Raw genomic sequence first — 19,210 nt, forward strand, 5'->3', positions numbered from 1 at the left:
AAGTTACTTGGTGGACTTGTTCAGTGCCTCGAACTGCTGGGTCAGGTAATTACCCGTGCTTTGCATCTTCATGTAGAACGTGTCGAGCGCTACAAACTGCGCACGCATCCGCTCAATTTCCGCGTCGCTGGACGCTTTTGCGCGCGCCTTTTGTGCGTCCAATGCGCTGATCGTCTTGGCCAGGCCGTCCTGGCGCGTCTTCAACGAGCCCGTCGAACCCAGCACGTCTTTCAGGGCGGCGTCGATATTTTTGGCCAGGCCATTCTCGCCGGTCAGCAGCTTGGTGACGTCGCCGGGGTTGTCGGTCAACGCCTTGGTCAGCTTGGTCGTGTCCAGCTTCAATTCGCGGGCGGTGGCGTCAGTCGTGATGCCCAGATCCGCCAGCGAGCGCAGGGTGCCGTCGCCCAAAACGCTTTGCAACGCGCCAGCAAGCGCCGACTGGATCGAGCGCGTGGTGCCGTCGCCCGTCAGGGGCTGGTTGGTGGCAGCTTTTGCGTCGAACGACGTCAGGTTCTTGATCGTGGTTTGCAGCGTCTTGTACTTAGTGACGAAGTCCTGGATTGCCTTGCTGGCGACCGAGGTGTCGGCTTCCAGTTTCAGCGTGATGGGCTTGTCCGTTTCCGTCTTTTCAGCCAGGTTCAGCGTAATGCCGTCGATGGCGGTCGAAATGTTGTTCGAACCGCTCTTGACGGTAATGCCGTTGATAATGACCTCAGCGTCTTGCGCCTTGGTGGCCGCCATGCCGGTCGTGTTGCCGCCTGCGTCCGTGCTGAAGCTCAGGATGTTCTGAAGCGATGCGTCGCCGTTCACGGTGATGGACTTGACCGAGGCCTTTTCGCCGGTGTCCCGTGCCGTCAGCATCAAGTAGTTGTTGCCGTTGCCGTCGTTGATGACGGTGGCGCGCACGCCGCTCTTGTCGTCGGCGTTGATGGCTTTGACGATGCCGTTGAGCGACGTGTCGTTTTTCAGGTCGACCGTGTGCTTGGTGCCGTCGGCCAATTCGATTTCGAACTTGCCGGTCGTGCCGTTCTGGGCGGTACGGTCAGCGACCGCCGTCGATTGCAGGCTTTGTGCCCGCGCCAGGTTTTTCACTTCGATCGTGTATTGGCCCGTCACGGCGCCCTCGGCGGCCACGGTGGCCGTCAAGGCGGAACCGCCCGTGACGCTACCCTTGATGGCCCCCATCGTTTCTGCCTTGCCCAATACGGCGGCCGACGACTGCAGGGCTTCCAGCGCGCTTTGCAGCTGCGAGTAAGCGTCAATGCGGGTCTGATAGCTTTGTGCGCGCGTGGTGTAGACGGACAGCTTTTTCGTCTCGGCGTCTTGCAGGTCAGACAGGATCTTTTCCAGCGGCAAGCCGGAAACTGAGCCGAGGTTAGTGATGGAAGCCATGTGAAATTCCTTTCTTGCGAAGCGATTCTGTCAAAAATACGGTGTCGGCGATTGGCCGGGTAAGGGCATAAGGCGGGCCTAATTCGGCGCTTCCCTCAGGGAATGGCGCCAAAATAAGCGATAAACGCCGTTTTAAGGTCCGTATCAAGCTGTGGTTTTGATGCCATTGCCTTGCATGTTCACGATCATTTTGGCGATTTTCAGCACCGTTTCGCTGGGGATGGTGCGAAGTACGTCACCTGTTTCCGCATCCACCACCGACACCACGACCTGATGCACGTTGGGATCGATCTCAAACTGAAGTTGCGTGGACCAGGCCTTCATCTGGTCGTTGATTTCGTCCAGCGCCTTGTCTAGCGGCAGCTTCTGCGAGTCTGATTGATCCGACGTGGCGCTGTCGGAAGCGCTGCTATTGGTCGCTGCCGCCGCGGGCGTGACGATCACGGCCGGTTCGGCAACGACGTGCGCCTGCGTCATCGCAGCGGGTGCGTACGTAGCGGGTGCTAAGGGGGTTACGGCCATGATCACTCCAGCGGCGATGTGGGCGTCTCGGAGGAACGCGCTGTTTTCAGGGAATTCTCAGCTACCATAACGGCATGCCCGCAGGGAACTTTAGCCCTCGGCGAGGCAGATGTTTCACGTGCTAAATAGTTCGGATCGGGCAATGAGTGTCAAGACGGCGCTGCGAGTTATCGAAATCATCGAAACCTTTGCCCGCGAAAAACGCGCGCTGCCCTTGTCGGAACTGGCCCGGCTGCTTGACGTCCCGGTGTCCAGTTGCCTCGCGCTGATCCGCACCCTGACCGGCCTGGGCTACCTGTACGAAACCGGCCGCCGGCAGGGCTACTACCCCACGGGCCGTCTCTTGGCCATGGCCCAGCGCATTGCCCGGGCCGACCCCGTCCTGGACCGGGTCTATCCCAGCTTGGTCGAATTAAGGGATGCCACGCGCGAGACCGTCGTGTTCGCCAAGCTGACCCAGGACGGGCGCGTCGTGTACCTGGATGTGCTGGATTCCCCACATACCATCCGATATGCGCCCGTTGCCGGCGAGTTCAAAGACGTTCACGCCAATTCGTTGGGCAAGGCGTTGATGTCGCTGATGGACGAATCCGTGCGCGATACGATGCTGGCCGGCATGGCAATGACCCGCTACAACGAGCGCACGCTCGTCACGCCGCAAGCCTTGCAGGACGATATCCAGCGGTCGCGTCAGCGGGGCTGGTTCATGAATAGCGGTGAATCCATCGCGGACGTGGGCGCGATCGCCTGGCCCGTCACCCTGTCGGGCGAACACTACGCGATTTCGGTCGGCGGCCCGATCTACCGGATCGAGCCGCAGCAGGAAGCCTATGCGCGGATCCTGCGGGCGGCCTGCACCGGGCTGGAACAGCAGGCCTGAGGCGCTGCCGCGCCACGCGGCGCGGCGCCGATGGCGTCAGTACGACTTCGGCAGCCCCAGCACCTTTTCCGCGATGAAGCACATGATCAGCTGCGGGCTGACCGGCGCGATGCGCGGGATGAAGCTTTCGCGCAGCAAGCGCTCTACGTGGTATTCCTTGGCGTAGCCCATGCCGCCCAGCGTCATCACGGCGGTCTGGCAGGCGTTGTAGCCGGCCTCGGCCGCCAGGTACTTGGCGGTATTGGCATAGGGCCCGCAAGGCTGGCCGGCGTCGTACAGGCTGGCGGCCTTGAACACCATCAGGTCGGCCGCTTCCAGCTGCATCCAGGCCTGGGCAAGCGGGTGCTGGATGCCCTGGTTCTGTCCGATGGGCCGGCCGAACACGGTGCGTTCGCCGGCGTACTTCACCGCCCGGTCCAGCGCGGCGCGGCCGATGCCCACCGCTTCGGCGGCGATCAGGATGCGTTCCGGGTTCAGGCCATGCAGGATGTATTCAAAGCCGCGGCCTTCCTCGCCGATGCGGTCGGCCACCGGAATCCGCAAACCGTCGATGAACAGCATGTTCGAGTCCACGGCCTTGCGGCCCATTTTCTCGATCTCCCGCACTTCGATCTTCTCGCGATCCAGATCGGTATAGAACAGCGATAGCCCCTGCGTGGGCTTGTCCACCTCGGACAGCGGCGTGGTGCGCGCCAGCAGCAGCATCTTGTTGGCGACCTGCGCCGTCGAGATCCAGATCTTGCGGCCATGCACCACATACTCGTCGCCCTGGCGGACGGCCCGCGTGGACAGCTTGGTGGTGTCCAGCCCGGCGTCCGGCTCGGTCACGGCGAAGCAGGCCTTCTCGCGGCCGGCGATCAGCGGCTCCAGCCAACGCGCACGCTGCTCGTCGCTGCCGAACACGACGACCGGGTTCAGGCCGAAGATATTCATATGGACGGCGGACGCACCGGTAAACCCCGCGCCGGAGGCCGCGATGGTCTGCATCATCAGTGCGGCCTCGGTCATGCCCAGGCCGGCGCCGCCGTATTCCTGCGGCATGGCGATGCCCAGCCAGCCGTCGCGCGCCAGGTCGGCGTGCAGCGGCTCGGGAAAGCCGCCTTCGCGGTCGCGTTCCAGCCAGTATTCATCGGGGTAGCGGTTGCAAATGCGCGCAACGGCGTCGCGCAGCGCCAATTGATCTGGGGTGAAGGCAAAGTCCATCAGTTATTTCCATCTTGGGTAATGCCGCGGTCGACCAGGGCGTCGATCCGGGCGGCGTCATAGCCGGCTTGCTCCAGCACTTCGCGGCTGTGTTCGCCCAGCCTGGGCGCGTGCCGACGCAGGGATGTGGGCGTGCCCTGGTACTGGCCCAGCGGAGCGGTCGTGCGTATCCGGCCTTCGGAGGGGTGGTCCATTTCGCGGATGAAGCCGGTGGCGGCCAGATGCTCGTCCTGCAGCAATCCGTCCACCGTGTACAGCTGAGACGCGGGAATGTCCGCGCGCGCCAGATCGTCCAACCATGCCTGGCTCGGGCGCGAGCTGATCACCTCCGCCACAAAGGCGTAGACCTCGCTGATATGCGCGGCCCGCGCCCCGTGCGTGCAGAAACGGGGATCCTGCTCAAGCTCCGGCCGGCCAATCAGGCCAAAGAAATTGCGCCAGTGCTTATCGTTGTAGATCAGCAGGCAGATATAGCCGTCGGCTGTTGCATAGGGTCGGCGATGCGGCGCCAGCAGGCGCGCGTAGCCCGTCGGGCCCAGCGGCGGCTCGAAGGTGGCGCCGCCCAGGTGGTCCCCCAATACCAGGTGCGCCATGCCTTCGAACATGGGGATCTCCACCTGTTGCCCGCGTCCCGTCGCCCTGGCGTGCAGCACCGCCGACACCAGGGCAATGCCCACGTGCAGGCCTACGGCACGGTCCGCCAGCGTCAGCGGGGCATAACGCGGCACGTCGCCGCTTTGCTGGGCCGACAGCGCGGCGATGCCGGTCTGGCCCTGGATCAGGTCGTCGTAGGCGGGCCGCCCGGCGTACGGGCCGGCCTCGCCGAAACCGTAGGCGCCCAGATAGACGATGCGCGGGTTGCGCGCGGCCACCGCTTCATACGACAAGCCCAGACGGGCCATCGCCTGCGGCCGGATGTTGTAGAGCAGGGCGTCGCAGCTTTCGGCCAGTTTCAGGCAGGCGTCCAGGCCCTCGGGCGTCTTCAGGTCCAGCACGATGGACCGCTTGTTGCGGTTCAGGTGCAGGTACAGGTGGCCCATGCCGGGGTTGCGCATGGGGCCGACGGCCCGCATGTTGTCGCCCGAGGGCGGCTCCACCTTGATCACGTCGGCGCCCAGGTCGGCCAGGATCTGCGTGGCGTAGGGGCCCATCACGACCGAACTCAGGTCCAGGATGCGCACGCCGCTCAGCGGGCCGGCGCCGGATGTCGTCTCAGAGGGGTTGTGCTGCGTCATTGCTGTTCGATTCCCGCGTCGCGGATCAGCTTGCCCCACAGGTCGCGTTGTTCGCTGACGAACTGCGCAAACGCCTCGGGCGTGCTGGAGAAAGCGTCGAAGCCCAGGCCGGCCAGGCGCTTCTTCACTTCCGGTTTGGCCACGACCTGATTGATCGCGGCGTTCAGTTTGGCCACGACGTCGGGCGGCAGTCCGGCCGGGCCGAAGTAGCCGTTCCAGGAATTCAGGTCGAAGTCCTTCACGCCGGACTCGGCCATGGACGGCAGGTCGGGCACGATGGCGCTGCGTTCGGCGGTGGACACGGCCAGCGCGCGCAACTGGCCCGATTGCACGAAGGGCAGGCCGGAAGCCAGGTCGGTGAACATGAAGTCCACCTGCCCGCCCACGACATCGGTCAGGCCTTGCGGCGTGCCCTTGTAAGGCACGTGCAGGATGTCGATCTTGGCGCGGTCGGCCAGCGTGGCGCCCGCGACGATGCCGGTGCTGTTGCCGCTGGCGTAGGTGATGCGTCCCGGGTTCTTCTTGGCGTCCGCCACCAGGTCGGCGACGTTCTTCCAGGGGCGCTTCGGATTCGCGACCAGGATGAAGGGCAGGTTGCCGCCGCGCGCGATGGGGGTGAAGTCCTTGACCGGATCGTAGGGCACGTTCTTCATCAGCCAGGGGGCGGCCGAGTGCGACGTGTTGGTGGTGACGAAAAGGGTGTAGCCGTCAGGCTTGGCACGCGCCACGTAGCTGGCGGCGATGGTGGCGTTGGCGCCGGGTTTGTTCTCGACGACGATCTGCTGGCCCAGGATGGCCGACAGTTCGGATCCGAAGATCCGGCCGACGGCGTCGGTGCCCGAACCCGCGGGGAAAGGCACGATCAGGGTGATGGGTTTGTTGGGATAGTCGGCGGCGTGGGTGGCGGGGGCCGCCATCACGGCCGCTGCGCCAAGTAGGGCCGCGCCCAGCAGGCTCAGGTTTCGCATGGTTTGTCTCCAGTTTTTGTCGGGGCAAGCGCGGCTCTTCGTCCGCTGCCTGTCGCTGCGCCGTCAGGCGGCAGGGGGTGATGCCGGGAAATCGCGGATCACGCGATCGGGGGATTCTTCATAAGGCGGCGTGTAGATCACCAGCAGGCGGGCGGGCTCGTCGCTCGTCACGGTGAAGACATGCGGGATGTCGGGCGGGAAATAGCAGCAATCGCCCGGGCCCATATCGGCCCATTCGTCCTGCACCTGGGCGCGTGCCGTGCCCGAAATCAGATAACAGACCTGTTCGATGCCGGGGTGGGCGTGGGGCAGGGCGCCTTTGCCCTTGTCGATGACGCCCAGCAGCACTTCCACGCCGCGTGCGCCGACGGTCTCGGGGCTGATCAACCGGCGGTTGAGCGTGCCAGTGTGGTTGGCGGGGTGGTAGCCCGGGACGTCGGCCTCGCGGACCAGCCAGTTGGGGGTTTTCGGTTGCGTCATGGTCGTCCGTTTAAATTCTCATACATAAATTTATTTTCACGTATGAAAAAAACATCGGCAAGCGCTTTTTCGGCCGAGATACCGTGCCGCACCCTAGGGGATTAGGGAAAACACCGTGCGCGGACTGCTAAAATCCAAGGCTGATCTCACTTCGCGACCCCGCCATGTCCCCTGTTCGCCCGCCTGACGCCTCCGCCACCCTGTCCGATTGGCTGCGGTACCTGGAGTCCATCCACGCCACCGCGATCGACATGGGCCTGGACCGCGTCCGCGAAGTGGCTGCGCGCATGGGGCTGGAATTGTCCGGCGTGAAATTCGTCGTTGGCGGGACCAACGGCAAGGGTTCCACCTGTGCCATGCTGGAAGCCATCCTGCTGGCGGCCGGCTACAAGGTCGGGCTGTATACCTCCCCGCACCTGATCGACTTTAACGAACGTGCCCGCGTCAACGGCCAGATCGCTTCCGACGCCGCCCTGATCGAACAGTTCCAGGCCGTGGAAGCCGCCCGCGGCGAGGTCTCGCTGACGTACTTCGAATTCACCACGCTGGCCATCCTGCGCCTGTTCTCGCAATCGCGCCTGGACGCCGTCGTACTGGAAGTGGGCCTGGGCGGCCGTCTGGACGCCGTCAACATCGTGGACGCGGATTGCTCCATCGTCACGAGCGTCGACCTCGACCATACCGACTGGCTGGGTGACACCCGTGAAAAAATCGGCTTCGAAAAGGCCCATATCTACCGCGCCGGCCGCCCCGCCATCTGCAGCGACCCCGTGCCGCCGCAATCGCTCCTGGATCACGTCGAGCAGATCGGCGCCGATCTCTGGCTGTTCGGGCGCGATTACAACTATTCCGGCGACCGCCAGCAGTGGGCGTACGGCGGCCGTGAACAGCGCCGCAGCGCGCTGGCCTATCCGGCCCTGCGCGGCGCCAATCAATTGCTGAACGCCTCGGCCGCGCTGGCCGCGCTGGAATCCGTGCGGGACCGCCTCCCGGTGCAACAACAGGCCGTGCGGCTGGGCCTGCTGCAGGCCTCGCTGCCGGGCCGTTTCCAGATCCTGCCGGGCCAGCCTTCGGTGATTCTGGACGTGGCGCACAACCCGCATGCCGCAGCCGTGCTGGCGCAGAACCTGGATAACATGGGCTTCCATCCGTATACCCATGCGGTGTTCGGCATGCTGAACGACAAGGACCTGGCGGGCGTGGTGGCCAAGCTGGGCACCCGTATCGACCACTGGTATTGCGCCGGCCTGCCCGGGCCGCGCGGAACCGCCGGCCAGGCGCTGGCCGAACAGGTGGCCGCAGCCTTGCCACCGTCGCCCGCCGGGGCCGAAAGTCCCAGCATCGCCGCCTATGCGGATCCCGCGCAGGCCTTCGCTGCGGCGCGCGAACGGGCGGGCGAGAATGATAGAATCGTAGTGTTCGGGTCGTTTCTCACCGTGGCCTCGGTTTTGCAGGCTCTGGGTCGCAAGGCATAGGCAAATCGGGTCTTGGCGGCCCGCCGCCATATTGCCGCAAGGCGCCGCAAGGAATTCTCTTCCATGGGTTTTTTCAAACGCAAAGATCCTGCCGATCAGGCGCAGTCCTCCAAACGGGCGGCAGTGCCTAGCGAGGTGCAGGCTGCGGAGCTGCGCGGCCGCGCGCGGCGCAGGTTGGCAGGCGCCGTCGCCCTGGTGCTGGCGGCTGTCATCATTCTTCCCATGGTGCTTGATTCGCAGCCCGTGCCGGTTGCCGACAACATTCCCATCCGCGTGCCGGAACGCAATACGCCGTTCCAGCCGCAGGTAAGCGAGCCGCAGGCCTCCGCGCCTGCCACGCCGGAGTCTGGCACCCCGGGTGCGGCCCCCACGGATCCTGCCGCTGTCCCGACGCCGCCGCCCGTCACATCGGTGCCGCCCGTAGCCGTTGCGCCGACAACGCCGCCCGCCACGCAAGTGACGCCGCCCGCCACGCCGCCCAAGCCCGAAGTCAAGCCGAAGCCCGAACCCAGGCCGGAACCGAAGCCGGCCACGGCGCCCAAGCCCGACACGCGTTCCGACGACGGCGCACGCGCCCTGGCTCTGCTGGAAGGCCGTTCCGCGCCGGCTGCCGCTGCACCGACGCCCAAGCCCGCCGCAGCGAAAGGCAACTTCGTCCTGCAGATCGCGGCCTATACGACATCGGAAGACGCCCAGTCGCGCCGCACCAAGCTGCATCAGGCGGGCGTCACCAACGCATTTGTGGAACAAGCCTCCATCGGAGGCAAACAGCAGTACCGTCTGCGCGTGGGGCCGTTCCCTTCGCGCGAGGCGGCGCAGGCGGCCCAGGCGCGTTTGCGCACCTTGGGCTATGACAATGGTTTCATCGCCGCGCAATAGTGACCGGCTTCGACTTCGTCGTGCTGGCCATCCTGGCGGTCTCGGGTGTGCTGGGCCTGGTGCGTGGCCTGCTCAAAGAGGTGCTGTCGCTGGTCGCCTATCTGCTGGCCTTCGTGGCCGCGATATGGTGGGGCCCTACGGTCTACACGTGGCTGGAGCCCTATATTGAAACGACGCTGCTGCGCATGGGAGTCTCATACGCCGTGGTGTTCATCCTTGTGCTGCTTGGTGTGGGTTTGGTCAACATGACGCTCGCCGCCTTGATCCGCAGTACCGGACTCAGCCCCGCCGATCACGGCCTGGGCGGCATGTTCGGGCTGGCCCGTGGTCTGGTGATCGTCCTGGCGCTGGTCGCCGCCGCCGGCTATACGCCGCTGCCCCAAGAGCCGTGGTGGAAGGACGCCATGTTTTCGCATTCGGCCATCGAGGCCATCAAACATATCAAAACGTGGCTGCCGCCGTCTTTGGCGACATGGCTGCCGTATTGATTAGCTTCAAATCAACCAGGAAATCTCACCATGTGTGGAATCGTAGGGGTCATCGGGCGCGGGCCGGTCAACCAGCTGCTCTATGACAGCTTGCTGCTGTTGCAGCATCGCGGGCAGGACGCCGCGGGCATCGCGACGTCGCAAGGCAACCAATTCAATATGTACAAGGCTCACGGCCTGGTGCGCGACGTCTTCCGTACGCGCAACATGCGCTCGCTGCCGGGTACGTCTGGCGTCGGCCAGGTCCGCTATCCCACCGCGGGCTCCAGCGCCAGCGAGGAAGAGGCCCAGCCGTTCTACGTCAACGCCCCGTTCGGCATCATGTTCGCCCACAACGGCAACCTGACTAACTGGCGTGAACTGCGCGAATCGCTCTACCGGGTCGATCGCCGCCACATCAACACCAATTCGGATTCCGAAGTGCTGCTGAACGTGCTGGCGCACGAGCTGCAATCGTCGGCCAACGGTGTGTCGCTTGACGACGACGCCATCTTCCGCGCGGTGTCGGCCGTGCACAAGCGCGTGCGTGGCGCCTACGCCGTCGTGGCGCAGATTTCCGGCTACGGCCTGCTGGCGTTCCGCGACCCCAACGGCATCCGTCCGCTGTGTATCGGCCGCATGGAAACCGACGAAGGCACCGAATGGATGGTGGCGTCGGAATCCGTGGCGCTGGAAGGCAGCGGTTTCGTCTTCGTGCGCGACGTCGATCCGGGCGAAGCCGTGTTCATCGACCTGGACGGCCGCTTCGTCAGCCGCCAGTGCGCTGACAATCCGCAACTGGTGCCCTGCATTTTCGAATACGTATATTTTGCGCGTCCGGATTCGCTGATCGACGGCGTGTCGGTCTACGACGCCCGCCTGCGCATGGGCGAATACCTGGCCGACAAGGTTGCGCGCAACATGCGCCTGGGCGATATCGACGTCGTGATGCCGATTCCGGATTCGTCGCGTCCTGCCGCCATGCAGTTGGCTGCGCGCCTGAACCTGGACTACCGCGAAGGGCTCATCAAGAACCGCTACGTGGGCCGTACGTTCATCATGCCGGGTCAGGCCGTGCGCCGTAAGTCCGTGCGCCAGAAGCTCAATGCCATCGGCATGGAATTCAAGGGCAAGAACGTGCTGCTGGTCGATGACTCCATCGTCCGCGGCACGACCAGCCGCGAAATCGTCGACATGGCGCGCGCCGCCGGCGCCAACAAGGTGTATTTCGCCTCGGCTGCGCCTCCGGTCCGCTTCCCCAACGTGTACGGCATCGACATGCCCACGCAGTCGGAACTGATCGCCACCGGCCGCACCGACGAGGAAATCGCCCGCGCCATCGGCGCCGACTCGCTGATCTACCAGGACCTGGCAGACATGCAGCAATCGGTGCGTGACCTGAACCCCAAGATGTCGCGTTTCGAAGCCTCGTGCTTCGACGGTGAATACGTCACCGGCGACATCACCGCCGAATACCTGGCCCGCCTGGGCCAGTCGCGCGCGGAGCCGGGCCAGGAGGAAGGCGCCAGCGGCCTGCAGTTCAATATGGGTTACGCCGCTAACGACGCCTGATCCGTTACTGTCAGGCTGATTGAAAATGCCGTCCCGAGGGACGGCATTTTTTTCGCCGGGCCGTTTACCCCTTCGCCTCCCAGAGGGTTTCCCGCGTCGCCTCCAGATGCGTCAGATACAGGCGCAGGTCGAATTCGTATTGGTGATAGTGCGGTTCCATCCGCAGGCACATGTTGTAGAAGGCCTTGTTGTGGTCCTTCTCTTTCAGGTGTGCCAGCTCATGCACCGTGATCATCTTCAGGAATTCGGCAGGTACCGTCTTGAACAGCGTCGCCACGCGGATCTCGTGCTTGGCGCGCAGCTTGCCGCCTTGCACCCGCGAAATGTATGTGTGCTGCCCCAGCGCATGCTGGATCACGTGGATCTTGCTGTCGTAGGCAACCTTGTTGATCAGGTCGCCATTGCGCATATAGGTGTTCTTCAGGTCCGTCACGTATTCATACAGCGCGCGGTCGGTCCGCACGGCATGTGGACCGTCGGGGTAGCGCGACAGCAGTGCGGCGCCCAGCTTGCCTTGGTCTAGCAGTTTCTGGGCCTGGAGCAGCAGGGTTTCCGGGTAGCCGGTCAGGTATTTCAAAATGATCTTGCGCGAGGCGCGCCGCTTACTGGGAGCGGCCCCGCCCGAAGACGACGGGCAGTGCCATGAAGAACAGGATCACGAACAGCGCCAGGCTCCACAGGGCGTACTCGATGCCCAGCACCGGCACCTTGGCGTCCATGCAGGTGGCGAAGATGCCGAACAGCCAGGGAATCGCGCCTTCCAGGCCGATGCCGGTCATGAAGCGGTCGGCAAAGGTCTGGTCGCAGGACAGCATGTTGGCGGCGACGCTGTATTGATACCAGGCGGCGGCTACGCCGCCGAGGGACAGCAGGGCCGCCAGCGCTGCGGCGATGCGCGTCAGCGCGCGTCCGCCGCCGAAACCGCCGATCAGGGCGATTACACCGATCACCAGATAGATCAGGCGCTGCATGACGCACCAGGCGCAGGGCGGCATGTCGAAGACGTGCTGGGAGACGAGGGCCACGCCCACCGCGCCGAAGCAGAATAAGGCGATCAGGCGAAGCAGGCGTTCAGAGCGAGTAGTCATTGTTGTTGCGGATTCGGGTTGTTCGGGGCGGGATCCATGTCCAGCCAGGCTCAGGACTTAGGCCTTGGGAATCGGAATTGGTTGCATGACTTGCGTCAGCACGCCAAGCATCAGGTCGCGCGCGCCTTCCCAGAAGATCTGTACGCCCAGGCACAGCATGATGAACGCCGACAGCCGCATGAACACGGCGGTGCCGTTGTCGCCAAGGCGGTGCAGCATCTGGGCGGCAAAACGCAGGCAGATATAGAGCGTCAGCGACACGGCGATGATGCCCGGAATCGAGCCGCCCAGCCGCACCAGGCTCAGCACGTGGTTTTGGTCGCGCAGCGAAACGCCCACGGTGATGGCCGCCGCGATCGAGCCGGGGCCACAGCTGATGGGGAAGGTCAGCGGATAGAAGGCGCGGGCCTTGGCCATTTCCGGGGTAAAGGATTCGGCCATGCGCGCTACGCGTTCGGTATCGGCGTCAGGGGAATTCACCAGCCGCCAGGCGCTGGCGATCACCAGCATCCCGCCGCCGACGCGCACGATGGACAGCGAAATGCCGAAGAAACTCAGCAGCACGTTGCCGGCCACCATGGCCACGATCAGCATCAGGCAAACGTTGATCGCCACCCGCTTGGCCAGCACCATCCGCGTGGAGGATGACGCGCCTTCCGTCAGCGACAGGAAGATCGGCGCGATGGCCGGCGGGTTCAGGAAGGGCAGGAGCGTGGCCAGCGCGAAGAAAAAGCTGCCACCGAAAACGCGCAAATAGTCATTGAGCTGCATGGAGCGGGCGTCGCCTGGCCGAAAACCCGGATTGTATGCGGTCCGGGGTGGTCTGGCGATGCCTTGCGGTCGGATCAGGCGACGCGCTGCTGCGCCTCTTCGCCGGCCAGCGCGTCCAGGACGTCACGCTCGAACTGCATCTGGCTGCGGGGGCGCGCCAGCGCCGAGCCGTCCACGATGAACACGTCCTCTACGCGGTCGCCCAAGGTCATGATCTTGGCCATCAGCAGGTTGACTTCGTGCTGGGCAAACACGCGCGCCAGCGCGTGCAGCAGGCCGGGGCGGTCAGTCGCGGTGACCGACAGGCGCCACGAGGTGCTGCGCTCGTCGGGCTGCAATTCGGCTTGCGGCATGACGGGAAACACCCGGGACACCCGGGACTGTCGGCTGCGACCGAAATAGCCGCCGCGGCTGGGCTGCGTCTGGGCGGCCGCGTGCGGGTCTTTCAGGCGTTCCGCCAGTTCATGCTCGACCAGCGTGGCTTGCGCGCGCAGGTCGCTGGCGCCTTCGGGCAGAAGCACGATGAAGCTGTCCAGCGCCCAGCCGTGCCGCGTGGTGTGGATCCGCGCGTCCTGAATGGATAGGCTCTTGGCGTCGAAATAGCCGCAAATGGCCACGAACAGGTCGGGCGCATCGCGGGTATAGACCATGATCTGCAGGCCTTCCCCTTGTTCGGTGGGGCGAGCCTTGACGACCGCTTGGGCGGGCGCGACCTGGTGATACAGGTGGCGCGTGTGCCAGGCGATGTCCGAGGCGTCGTGACGCAGGAAATAGGCCACGTCCAGCTGATTCCAGAAGGCCTCGCGGGCATCATCGCGCAAGCCGACCAGCCGGGTCAGGCGGGCGGCTTCTTCCTTGCGTTCCGTCAGCACCGTGTGGGCGTCGGCATGGGCGCCGCCCAGGGCCGCCAGCGTCAGCTTGTACAGGTCTTCCAGCAGCTTGCCCTTCCAGGCGTTCCAGACTTTGGGACTGGTGCCGCGGATGTCGGCCACCGTCAGCAGGTAAAGCGCCGTCAGATGGCGTTCGTCTTTGACGGTGGCGGCAAATTCCTGCACCACGGCCGGGTCCGACAGGTCGCGCTTTTGCGCGACGGCCGACATCAGCAGATGCTGGCGCACCAGGAACTCCGCCAGCTTGGCGTCCTCGGGATCCATGCCATGGTCTTGCGCAAACTTGCGCACTTCCCGAGCGCCAAGCTCGGAGTGATCGCCGCCGCGGCCCTTGGCGATGTCATGGAACAGCGCCGCTACATACAGCACCCAGTGCCGGTCCAGGCCCGCGATCAACTGACTGGCCAGGGGATATTCCTGAGCGTGCTCGGGCATGGTGAAGCGGCGCAGGTTGCGCACGACCGCCAGCGTGTGCTGGTCCACCGTATAGGCATGGAACAGGTCGTGCTGCATCTGGCCCACGATGCGGCGGAACACCGGCAGGTAGCGCGGCAGGATGTTCAGCATGGTCATGCGCCGCAATTCGTGCACGATGCCACGCGGCTGCTGCAGGATCTGCAGGAACAGCTTGCGGTTGACCGGGTTGCGGCGGAACTGCGCGTCGATGCGGTGGCGCGAATGCCAGATGGCCCGCAGCGTGCGGGCCGACATGCCTGTGAGCTCAGGGTGCTGTTGCATCACCAGGAAGGCGCGCAGCAGCAGTGTGGGATTGCGTTCGAAACCGTCGTCCCGAATGATGTCCAGGCGGTCGCGCAGATTGCGAAAATCATCGTCGATGTCGCGCGCATCGCTGTCGGGGCGCGGGAACAGGCGTTCTTCGATGTTCTGCACCAGAATGCCGTTCAACTGCGTGACCAGGCGCGCCGCCCAGTAGTAGCGCTGCATCAGTAGTTCGCTGCCGCGCCGCGTGGCGGTGGCATGAATGCCATAGACCTCGGCCAGCGCCGGCTGCAGGTCGAACAGCACGCGGTCCTCGCGGCGGTTCGACAGCAGATGCAGTTCGATGCGCAGGCGCTTGAAGGCTTGTTCGGCCTTGCGCAAGTCGCGTGCCTCTGACGAGGTCAGCAGGCCCGCCTGGGCCACCGACCGCCAGCTGTCGCCGAAACCGGCCGCGCGCGCCATCCACAGGATGACCTGCAGGTCGCGCAAGCCCCCCGGCGACTCTTTGCAGTTCGGCTCCAGCGCATAGGGCGTGTCGTGATAGCGGGCGTGGCGTTGCTGCATCTCCACGCGCTTGGCGCGGAAGAAGGCGCGCGGGTCCAGTCGGGATTTGGTCGCGGCGTCGAACTTCTTCATCAGGGAGCGGCTGCCGGCCAGCCAGCGCGATTCCAGCAGCGCGGTTTCCACCGTGATGTCGGCGTCGGCTTCGCGTTCGCAGTCTTCGATGGTCCGCACGCTGTGGCCGGGCTCCAGGCCCAGGTCCCACAAGGACGCCACCAGTCGTTCGATGGCGGATTCGTCTTCACGTGTCGGGACGTGCGGCAGCAGGATCAGCAGGTCGACGTCGGAATGCGGAAAGAGTTCGCCGCGGCCATAGCCGCCCACGGCCGCCAGTGTGGCGCCCGCCGGCAGCGGGCAATGCTTGACCAGGTCGCGCAGGGCGGCATCCACGATGCGGCGCAGCTCGGACAACAAGGTGTCCGGCCGTTCGTGTTCCCGGAACTGGGCCACCGCGGCCCGCCGGGATTGCTGGATGCGTTCACGCAGGGAACTCAGGATTTCGGCAGTCATGGCGGCGGGCGGCAGGGCCTCAGACGGCGGGAATGACGATGGGCTCGGTAATGAAGGCAGGCGGGGGAGGCATGCCGGGCGACAGGGTCAGGACTTCGTAACCGGTGTCAGTCACGCAGACAGCATGCTCCCATTGCGCCGACAGGCTGTGATCGCGGGTGACAACCGTCCAGCCGTCGGACAACTGGCGGATCTCGCGGCGGCCAGCGTTGATCATGGGCTCAATGGTGAACAGCATGCCCGTCACCAATTTCACGCCCGTGCCGGGTTTGCCGTAATGCAACACCTGGGGATCTTCATGGAAACGCTGGCCGATGCCATGTCCGCAGAACTCGCGCACCACGGAAAAGCCGTTCGATTCCGCATGCTTCTGGATCGCGTTGCCCACATCGCCCAAGGTGGCCCCGTTTTTCACCTGCTGGATGCCTTTCCACATGCACTCAAAAGTGATGTCCGTCAGGCGGCGCGACAGGATGGATTGCTCGCCCACGGCGTACATGCGGCTCGTGTCGCCAAACCAGCCGTCCTTGATGATGGTGACGTCGATGTTCAGCGAGTCGCCGTTCTTCAGCACCTTGTCGCCGGGAATGCCGTGGCAGACCTGGTGGTTCACGGACGTACAGATGGCGCCGGTGAAGGGAGGGTAGCCGGGCGGGGCGTAGCCCACGGTGGCGGACTTCACGTGTAGGACGTCAGTCAGGTATTCCAGGCAAAGGCGGTCCAGCTCTCCGGTTGTTACACCCGGCTTCACGTAGGGGGTGATGAAATCGAGGACTTTGGCGGCGTCCTGGCAGGCGGCGCGCATCTTGGCCAGGTCGGCCGGGTTGGTAATTGTGCCCATGAAGTAACTTGACGATCTCTCGCTTGAATGTCTGCTTGAAAGAATAGTAGAATTATAGGCTTCCCTAAAATTTTGGGGGAAGCTCGGCTGTGGCGCGGTAGCAATGCCAATCACTGCCGATAGTTGTAAATCGGGTAACGGCAAGAGCCGATCCCGGCGGAAGGTTAGGCTTTTGAAGCCGCTTTCTCAAGGCCGCAGTTGGCCCAAACGATCCTGACGTGTGATCGGCAACAAGCCCTGAAGTTTCACCGCAAGCGAAGGTTGTGGAGCGAAATCGGGCAGGTTGTCAGGTTCTGGAAGGGGCGGGCGGGGCGGCGTCGGTCATGGGGCAGGCGGGTAAAAGGGCTTTATCGAAGCTGGGGCGCGGCGTACTTGCAAACCTGGTCATGTTTTAGAGCGGCGATGCAGGTTCGGTATGGATGTCGGATTAAGTTCTTGAAAACCTTCGGGTTTTTTTTAAGAAATGCCCCGGTGGTCTGATGCGCGTGTCGGCGTTGAGCCGAAGCGCGAAGAGCTGGATTTCGCTGCCAACAAAACAAGTCCGGGGTGCGCTGAGCGGGAAACCGCCGGAAACTTCCAGGAATCTCCTGGAGTGTCCGGGTCAGCGCCAGGCAGGTGTGCGGTGCAAGGCTCTCGTCGTGACGGCCGTCTGGGTTTATCGCGGCAGCGTAGTTTGTTTATTGCGGCAGTGATCGGTCGGCCCGGTTAAAATTTTGTCCATCCCGCGTGTTGCGGGAAATCGCGCGCAACACCACCCAGGGTGTCAGCCAGATGCTGATGCAGGTGCGGCGCAAGAAATCAACCCTTGGAGAATTACATGTCTTTGATGCGCGAAATGCTGGAAGCGGGTGTCCACTTTGGTCACCAAACCCGTTACTGGAACCCCAAGATGGCTCAGTACATCTTCGGTCACCGTAACAAGATTCACATCATCAACCTGGAAAAGACGGTTGATAAGTACCAGGAAGCCACCAAGTTCGTGAAGCAGCTGGCTGCTCGCGGCGGCAACATCCTGTTCGTCGGCACCAAGCGCGCTGCACGCGACCTGGTTGCTTCCGAAGCTGCCCGTTGCGGCATGCCCTACGTCGACGCCCGCTGGCTCGGCGGCATGCTGACCAACTTCAAGACGGTCAAGACCTCGGTCAAGCGCCTGAAGGACATGGAAGTCATCGTCGCCGACGGCGGCGCTGAGCGCATGATCAAGAAGGAAGGCCTGCTGTTCCAACGCGAACTGGACAAGCTGAACAAGTCGATCGGCGGCATCAAGGACATGAACGGCTTGCCCGATGCCATGTTCGTCATCGACGTCGGCTACCACAAGATCGCCATCGCTGAAGCCAAGACCCTGGGCATCCCCGTGGTCGCCGTGGTTGACACCAACCACTCGCCCGACGGCATCGACTACGTCATCCCCGGCAACGACGACTCGGCCAAGGCCATCGCGCTGTACGCCAAGGGCATCGCCGACGCCGTGCTGGAAGGCCGCGAACAGAACCTGAACGGTCTGGTCGAAGAGCAGGGCGAAGGTCAGGAAGAGTTCGTCGAAGTGCAGGACAACCAGGCCTAAAGCCTGCTGTCATGTCCGGCGGTTAGTGTCTGGGAGCGGCTCTGAACAAGGTCCGCTCCCGCCTCGCCGGCACTGCGAAGGTGGGCTCCCATCTTCCGAACCCGCCACTCGCGGGCGTCCCATCGAATCAAATCACTGCCCCGGCGAGCCGGGGCGTGTCTTAGCAAAATTGGAGCAAACATGGCTGAAATTACCGCTGCCCTGGTCAAGGAACTGCGCGAGAAGACCGACGCGCCCATGATGGAGTGCAAGAAGGCCCTGACGGAAGCCGAAGGCGACCTGGTTCGCGCCGAGGAAATCCTGCGCGTCAAGCTGGGCAACAAGGCCAGCAAGGCTGCTGCCCGCGTCACCGCCGAGGGCCTGATCGGTCTGTTCATCTCCGCCGACGCCAAGCAAGGCGCCGTGATCGAAATCAACTGCGAAACCGACTTCGTCGCCAAGAACGACGACTTCGTCGGCTTCGTGAACAAGCTGGCTGAACTGGTCGCTACGCAGAACCCGGCCGACGTGGCCGCTCTGTCGGCACTGCCTTTCGGCGACAGCACGGTTGAAACGACCCGCACCGCCCTGATCGGCAAGATCGGCGAGAACATCTCGATCCGCCGCTTCGAGCGCATCCAGACCCCGAACTCGCTGGCCAGCTACGTGCACGGCGGCAAGATCGGCGTGCTGGTGGAATACACCGGCGCCGAAGAAGTGGGCAAGGACCTGGCGATGCACATCGCCGCCACCAAGCCCAAGGCCCTGAACGCCGACGGCGTGAACCCGGCCGACATCGCCGCCGAGCGCTCGGTTGCCGAGCAGAAGGCCGCCGAGTCGGGCAAGCCCGCCGAAATCGTCGCCAAGATGGTTGAAGGTTCGGTTGCCAAGTACCTGAAGGAAGTAACCCTGTTGTCGCAGCCGTTCGTCAAGAGCGACAAGCACACGGTTGAGCAGCACCTGAAGGAAAAGGGCGCTTCGATCAGCAAGTTCGTGCTGTTCGTTGTCGGCGAAGGTATCGAGAAGAAGACCAGCGACTTCGCCGCTGAGGTTGCCGCAGCCGCCGCCGGCGCAGCCTGACCTCGGGGTAGTGCTTAAAGGCCGGCACTAGATTAAATTCTAGTCCGGCCTTTTTCGCCGCAGGCCGTCCCAAAGCGCAAGCCGCCCAGGGGCAGCAAACCCGAGTAGCGGGTGCGGCGTTGGGGGTCTC

General features: G+C 64.1%; 18 protein-coding genes. 7 read left to right on the forward strand and 11 right to left on the reverse strand.

Translation table 11 applies throughout. The annotated features are described in order from the left end of the window. Nucleotides 1–3 precede the first annotated feature (3 nt). A complete protein-coding gene (fliD, locus tag AC27VE_RS20695) occupies nt 4–1,392 on the reverse strand; it encodes a flagellar filament capping protein FliD (RefSeq protein ID WP_488704852.1) in 1,389 nt (462 codons plus the stop codon). A 144-nt stretch (nt 1,393–1,536) separates the two neighbouring features. Further along, nucleotides 1,537–1,914 carry a flagellar protein FlaG gene (locus AC27VE_RS20700; protein ID WP_488704853.1) on the reverse strand — a complete coding sequence of 126 codons (378 nt, stop codon included), beginning with the start codon at nt 1,912–1,914 and terminating at the stop codon, nt 1,537–1,539. A gap of 142 nt (nt 1,915–2,056) precedes the next feature. On the opposite strand from AC27VE_RS20700, the gene AC27VE_RS20705 reads away from it, so the two are divergent. Next, complete coding sequence (locus tag AC27VE_RS20705; protein ID WP_088588342.1) at nt 2,057–2,794, forward strand: IclR family transcriptional regulator; 738 nt, start codon at nt 2,057–2,059, stop codon at nt 2,792–2,794. 36 nt (nt 2,795–2,830) lie between these two features. Here AC27VE_RS20705 and AC27VE_RS20710 read toward each other — a convergent pair whose 3' ends face one another. The 4 genes from AC27VE_RS20710 to AC27VE_RS20725 form a co-directional block, all read right to left on the reverse strand. Beyond that, on the reverse strand, nt 2,831–3,997 hold the full coding sequence (locus tag AC27VE_RS20710) for an acyl-CoA dehydrogenase family protein (protein ID WP_488704854.1): 1,167 nt from the start codon (nt 3,995–3,997) through the stop codon (nt 2,831–2,833). Then, nucleotides 3,997–5,232: a CaiB/BaiF CoA transferase family protein gene (locus AC27VE_RS20715; RefSeq protein WP_488704855.1), complete on the reverse strand. Its 1,236-nt coding sequence runs from the start codon at nt 5,230–5,232 to the stop codon at nt 3,997–3,999. The genes AC27VE_RS20710 and AC27VE_RS20715 overlap by 1 nt, the downstream gene beginning before the upstream one ends. After that, nucleotides 5,229–6,200 (reverse strand): Bug family tripartite tricarboxylate transporter substrate binding protein, encoded by a 972-nt coding sequence (locus tag AC27VE_RS20720; RefSeq protein WP_488704856.1) that lies wholly within the window; start codon nt 6,198–6,200, stop codon nt 5,229–5,231. Before AC27VE_RS20720 ends, AC27VE_RS20715 begins: the two co-directional genes overlap by 4 nt. Nucleotides 6,201–6,263: 63 nt before the next feature. After that, a complete protein-coding gene (locus tag AC27VE_RS20725; protein ID WP_035212692.1) occupies nt 6,264–6,680 on the reverse strand; it encodes a cupin domain-containing protein in 417 nt (138 codons plus the stop codon). A 164-nt stretch (nt 6,681–6,844) separates the two neighbouring features. Between AC27VE_RS20725 and folC the strand changes: the two genes are divergently transcribed. The 4 genes from folC to purF all read left to right on the forward strand — a co-directional run bounded on the left by folC (nt 6,845) and on the right by purF (nt 11,073). Then, nucleotides 6,845–8,155, forward strand: coding sequence for a bifunctional tetrahydrofolate synthase/dihydrofolate synthase (gene folC, locus AC27VE_RS20730; protein ID WP_488704857.1), 1,311 nt, complete (start codon nt 6,845–6,847; stop codon nt 8,153–8,155). 63 nt (nt 8,156–8,218) lie between these two features. Continuing rightward, complete coding sequence (locus AC27VE_RS20735; RefSeq protein WP_488704858.1) at nt 8,219–9,034, forward strand: SPOR domain-containing protein; 816 nt, start codon at nt 8,219–8,221, stop codon at nt 9,032–9,034. Continuing rightward, entirely contained in the window at nt 9,034–9,522 is a 489-nt protein-coding gene (locus AC27VE_RS20740) for a CvpA family protein (RefSeq protein ID WP_088588337.1), read from the forward strand. Before AC27VE_RS20735 ends, AC27VE_RS20740 begins: the two co-directional genes overlap by 1 nt. A gap of 30 nt (nt 9,523–9,552) precedes the next feature. Beyond that, nucleotides 9,553–11,073: an amidophosphoribosyltransferase gene (gene purF, locus AC27VE_RS20745; RefSeq protein ID WP_088588336.1), complete on the forward strand. Its 1,521-nt coding sequence runs from the start codon at nt 9,553–9,555 to the stop codon at nt 11,071–11,073. Nucleotides 11,074–11,137: 64 nt separating this feature from the next. On the opposite strand, the gene AC27VE_RS20750 is transcribed toward purF, so the two are convergent. From AC27VE_RS20750 to map, 5 genes are all read right to left on the reverse strand, one after another. Next, nucleotides 11,138–11,650, reverse strand: coding sequence for a YgjP-like metallopeptidase domain-containing protein (locus AC27VE_RS20750; protein WP_315131092.1), 513 nt, complete (start codon nt 11,648–11,650; stop codon nt 11,138–11,140). A gap of 25 nt (nt 11,651–11,675) precedes the next feature. After that, nucleotides 11,676–12,161: a disulfide bond formation protein B gene (locus AC27VE_RS20755; RefSeq protein ID WP_488704859.1), complete on the reverse strand. Its 486-nt coding sequence runs from the start codon at nt 12,159–12,161 to the stop codon at nt 11,676–11,678. A 57-nt stretch (nt 12,162–12,218) separates the two neighbouring features. After that, the gene (locus AC27VE_RS20760) at nt 12,219–12,932 is read right to left on the reverse strand and encodes a MarC family protein (protein ID WP_006223445.1); all 714 of its coding nucleotides are present in this window, start codon (nt 12,930–12,932) and stop codon (nt 12,219–12,221) included. A gap of 74 nt (nt 12,933–13,006) precedes the next feature. Then, nucleotides 13,007–15,613, reverse strand: a complete 2,607-nt coding sequence (locus AC27VE_RS20765; protein WP_006223444.1) for a [protein-PII] uridylyltransferase — start codon at nt 15,611–15,613, stop codon at nt 13,007–13,009. A 19-nt stretch (nt 15,614–15,632) separates the two neighbouring features. Continuing rightward, nucleotides 15,633–16,454, reverse strand: coding sequence for a type I methionyl aminopeptidase (gene map / locus AC27VE_RS20770; RefSeq protein WP_088588333.1), 822 nt, complete (start codon nt 16,452–16,454; stop codon nt 15,633–15,635). An 817-nt stretch (nt 16,455–17,271) separates the two neighbouring features. Between map and rpsB the strand changes: the two genes are divergently transcribed. Continuing rightward, a complete protein-coding gene (gene rpsB, locus AC27VE_RS20775) occupies nt 17,272–18,021 on the forward strand; it encodes a 30S ribosomal protein S2 (RefSeq protein ID WP_006223442.1) in 750 nt (249 codons plus the stop codon). A 180-nt stretch (nt 18,022–18,201) separates the two neighbouring features. Continuing rightward, nucleotides 18,202–19,080 (forward strand): translation elongation factor Ts, encoded by an 879-nt coding sequence (tsf, locus tag AC27VE_RS20780; RefSeq protein WP_488704860.1) that lies wholly within the window; start codon nt 18,202–18,204, stop codon nt 19,078–19,080. Nucleotides 19,081–19,210 lie beyond the last annotated feature (130 nt).

Source organism: Achromobacter sp. 18P8.1.1, assembly GCF_057799415.1.

Bases quoted from the DNA above. Each gene is read 5' to 3' on its own strand.
- AC27VE_RS20725 (WP_035212692.1), bottom strand. From the start codon at position 6,680: ATGACGCAACCGAAAACCCCCAACTGGCTGGTCCGCGAGGCCGACGTC.
- AC27VE_RS20735 (WP_488704858.1), top strand. From the start codon at position 8,219: ATGGGTTTTTTCAAACGCAAAGATCCTGCCGATCAGGCGCAGTCCTCC.
- AC27VE_RS20760 (WP_006223445.1), bottom strand. From the start codon at position 12,932: ATGCAGCTCAATGACTATTTGCGCGTTTTCGGTGGCAGCTTTTTCTTC.
- map (WP_088588333.1), bottom strand. From the start codon at position 16,454: ATGGGCACAATTACCAACCCGGCCGACCTGGCCAAGATGCGCGCCGCC.
- fliD (WP_488704852.1), bottom strand. From the start codon at position 1,392: ATGGCTTCCATCACTAACCTCGGCTCAGTTTCCGGCTTGCCGCTGGAA.
- AC27VE_RS20755 (WP_488704859.1), bottom strand. From the start codon at position 12,161: ATGACTACTCGCTCTGAACGCCTGCTTCGCCTGATCGCCTTATTCTGC.
- purF (WP_088588336.1), top strand. From the start codon at position 9,553: ATGTGTGGAATCGTAGGGGTCATCGGGCGCGGGCCGGTCAACCAGCTG.
- rpsB (WP_006223442.1), top strand. From the start codon at position 17,272: ATGTCTTTGATGCGCGAAATGCTGGAAGCGGGTGTCCACTTTGGTCAC.
- AC27VE_RS20715 (WP_488704855.1), bottom strand. From the start codon at position 5,232: ATGACGCAGCACAACCCCTCTGAGACGACATCCGGCGCCGGCCCGCTG.
- folC (WP_488704857.1), top strand. From the start codon at position 6,845: ATGTCCCCTGTTCGCCCGCCTGACGCCTCCGCCACCCTGTCCGATTGG.
- AC27VE_RS20765 (WP_006223444.1), bottom strand. From the start codon at position 15,613: ATGACTGCCGAAATCCTGAGTTCCCTGCGTGAACGCATCCAGCAATCC.
- AC27VE_RS20700 (WP_488704853.1), bottom strand. From the start codon at position 1,914: ATGGCCGTAACCCCCTTAGCACCCGCTACGTACGCACCCGCTGCGATG.
- tsf (WP_488704860.1), top strand. From the start codon at position 18,202: ATGGCTGAAATTACCGCTGCCCTGGTCAAGGAACTGCGCGAGAAGACC.
- AC27VE_RS20720 (WP_488704856.1), bottom strand. From the start codon at position 6,200: ATGCGAAACCTGAGCCTGCTGGGCGCGGCCCTACTTGGCGCAGCGGCC.
- AC27VE_RS20710 (WP_488704854.1), bottom strand. From the start codon at position 3,997: ATGGACTTTGCCTTCACCCCAGATCAATTGGCGCTGCGCGACGCCGTT.
- AC27VE_RS20705 (WP_088588342.1), top strand. From the start codon at position 2,057: ATGAGTGTCAAGACGGCGCTGCGAGTTATCGAAATCATCGAAACCTTT.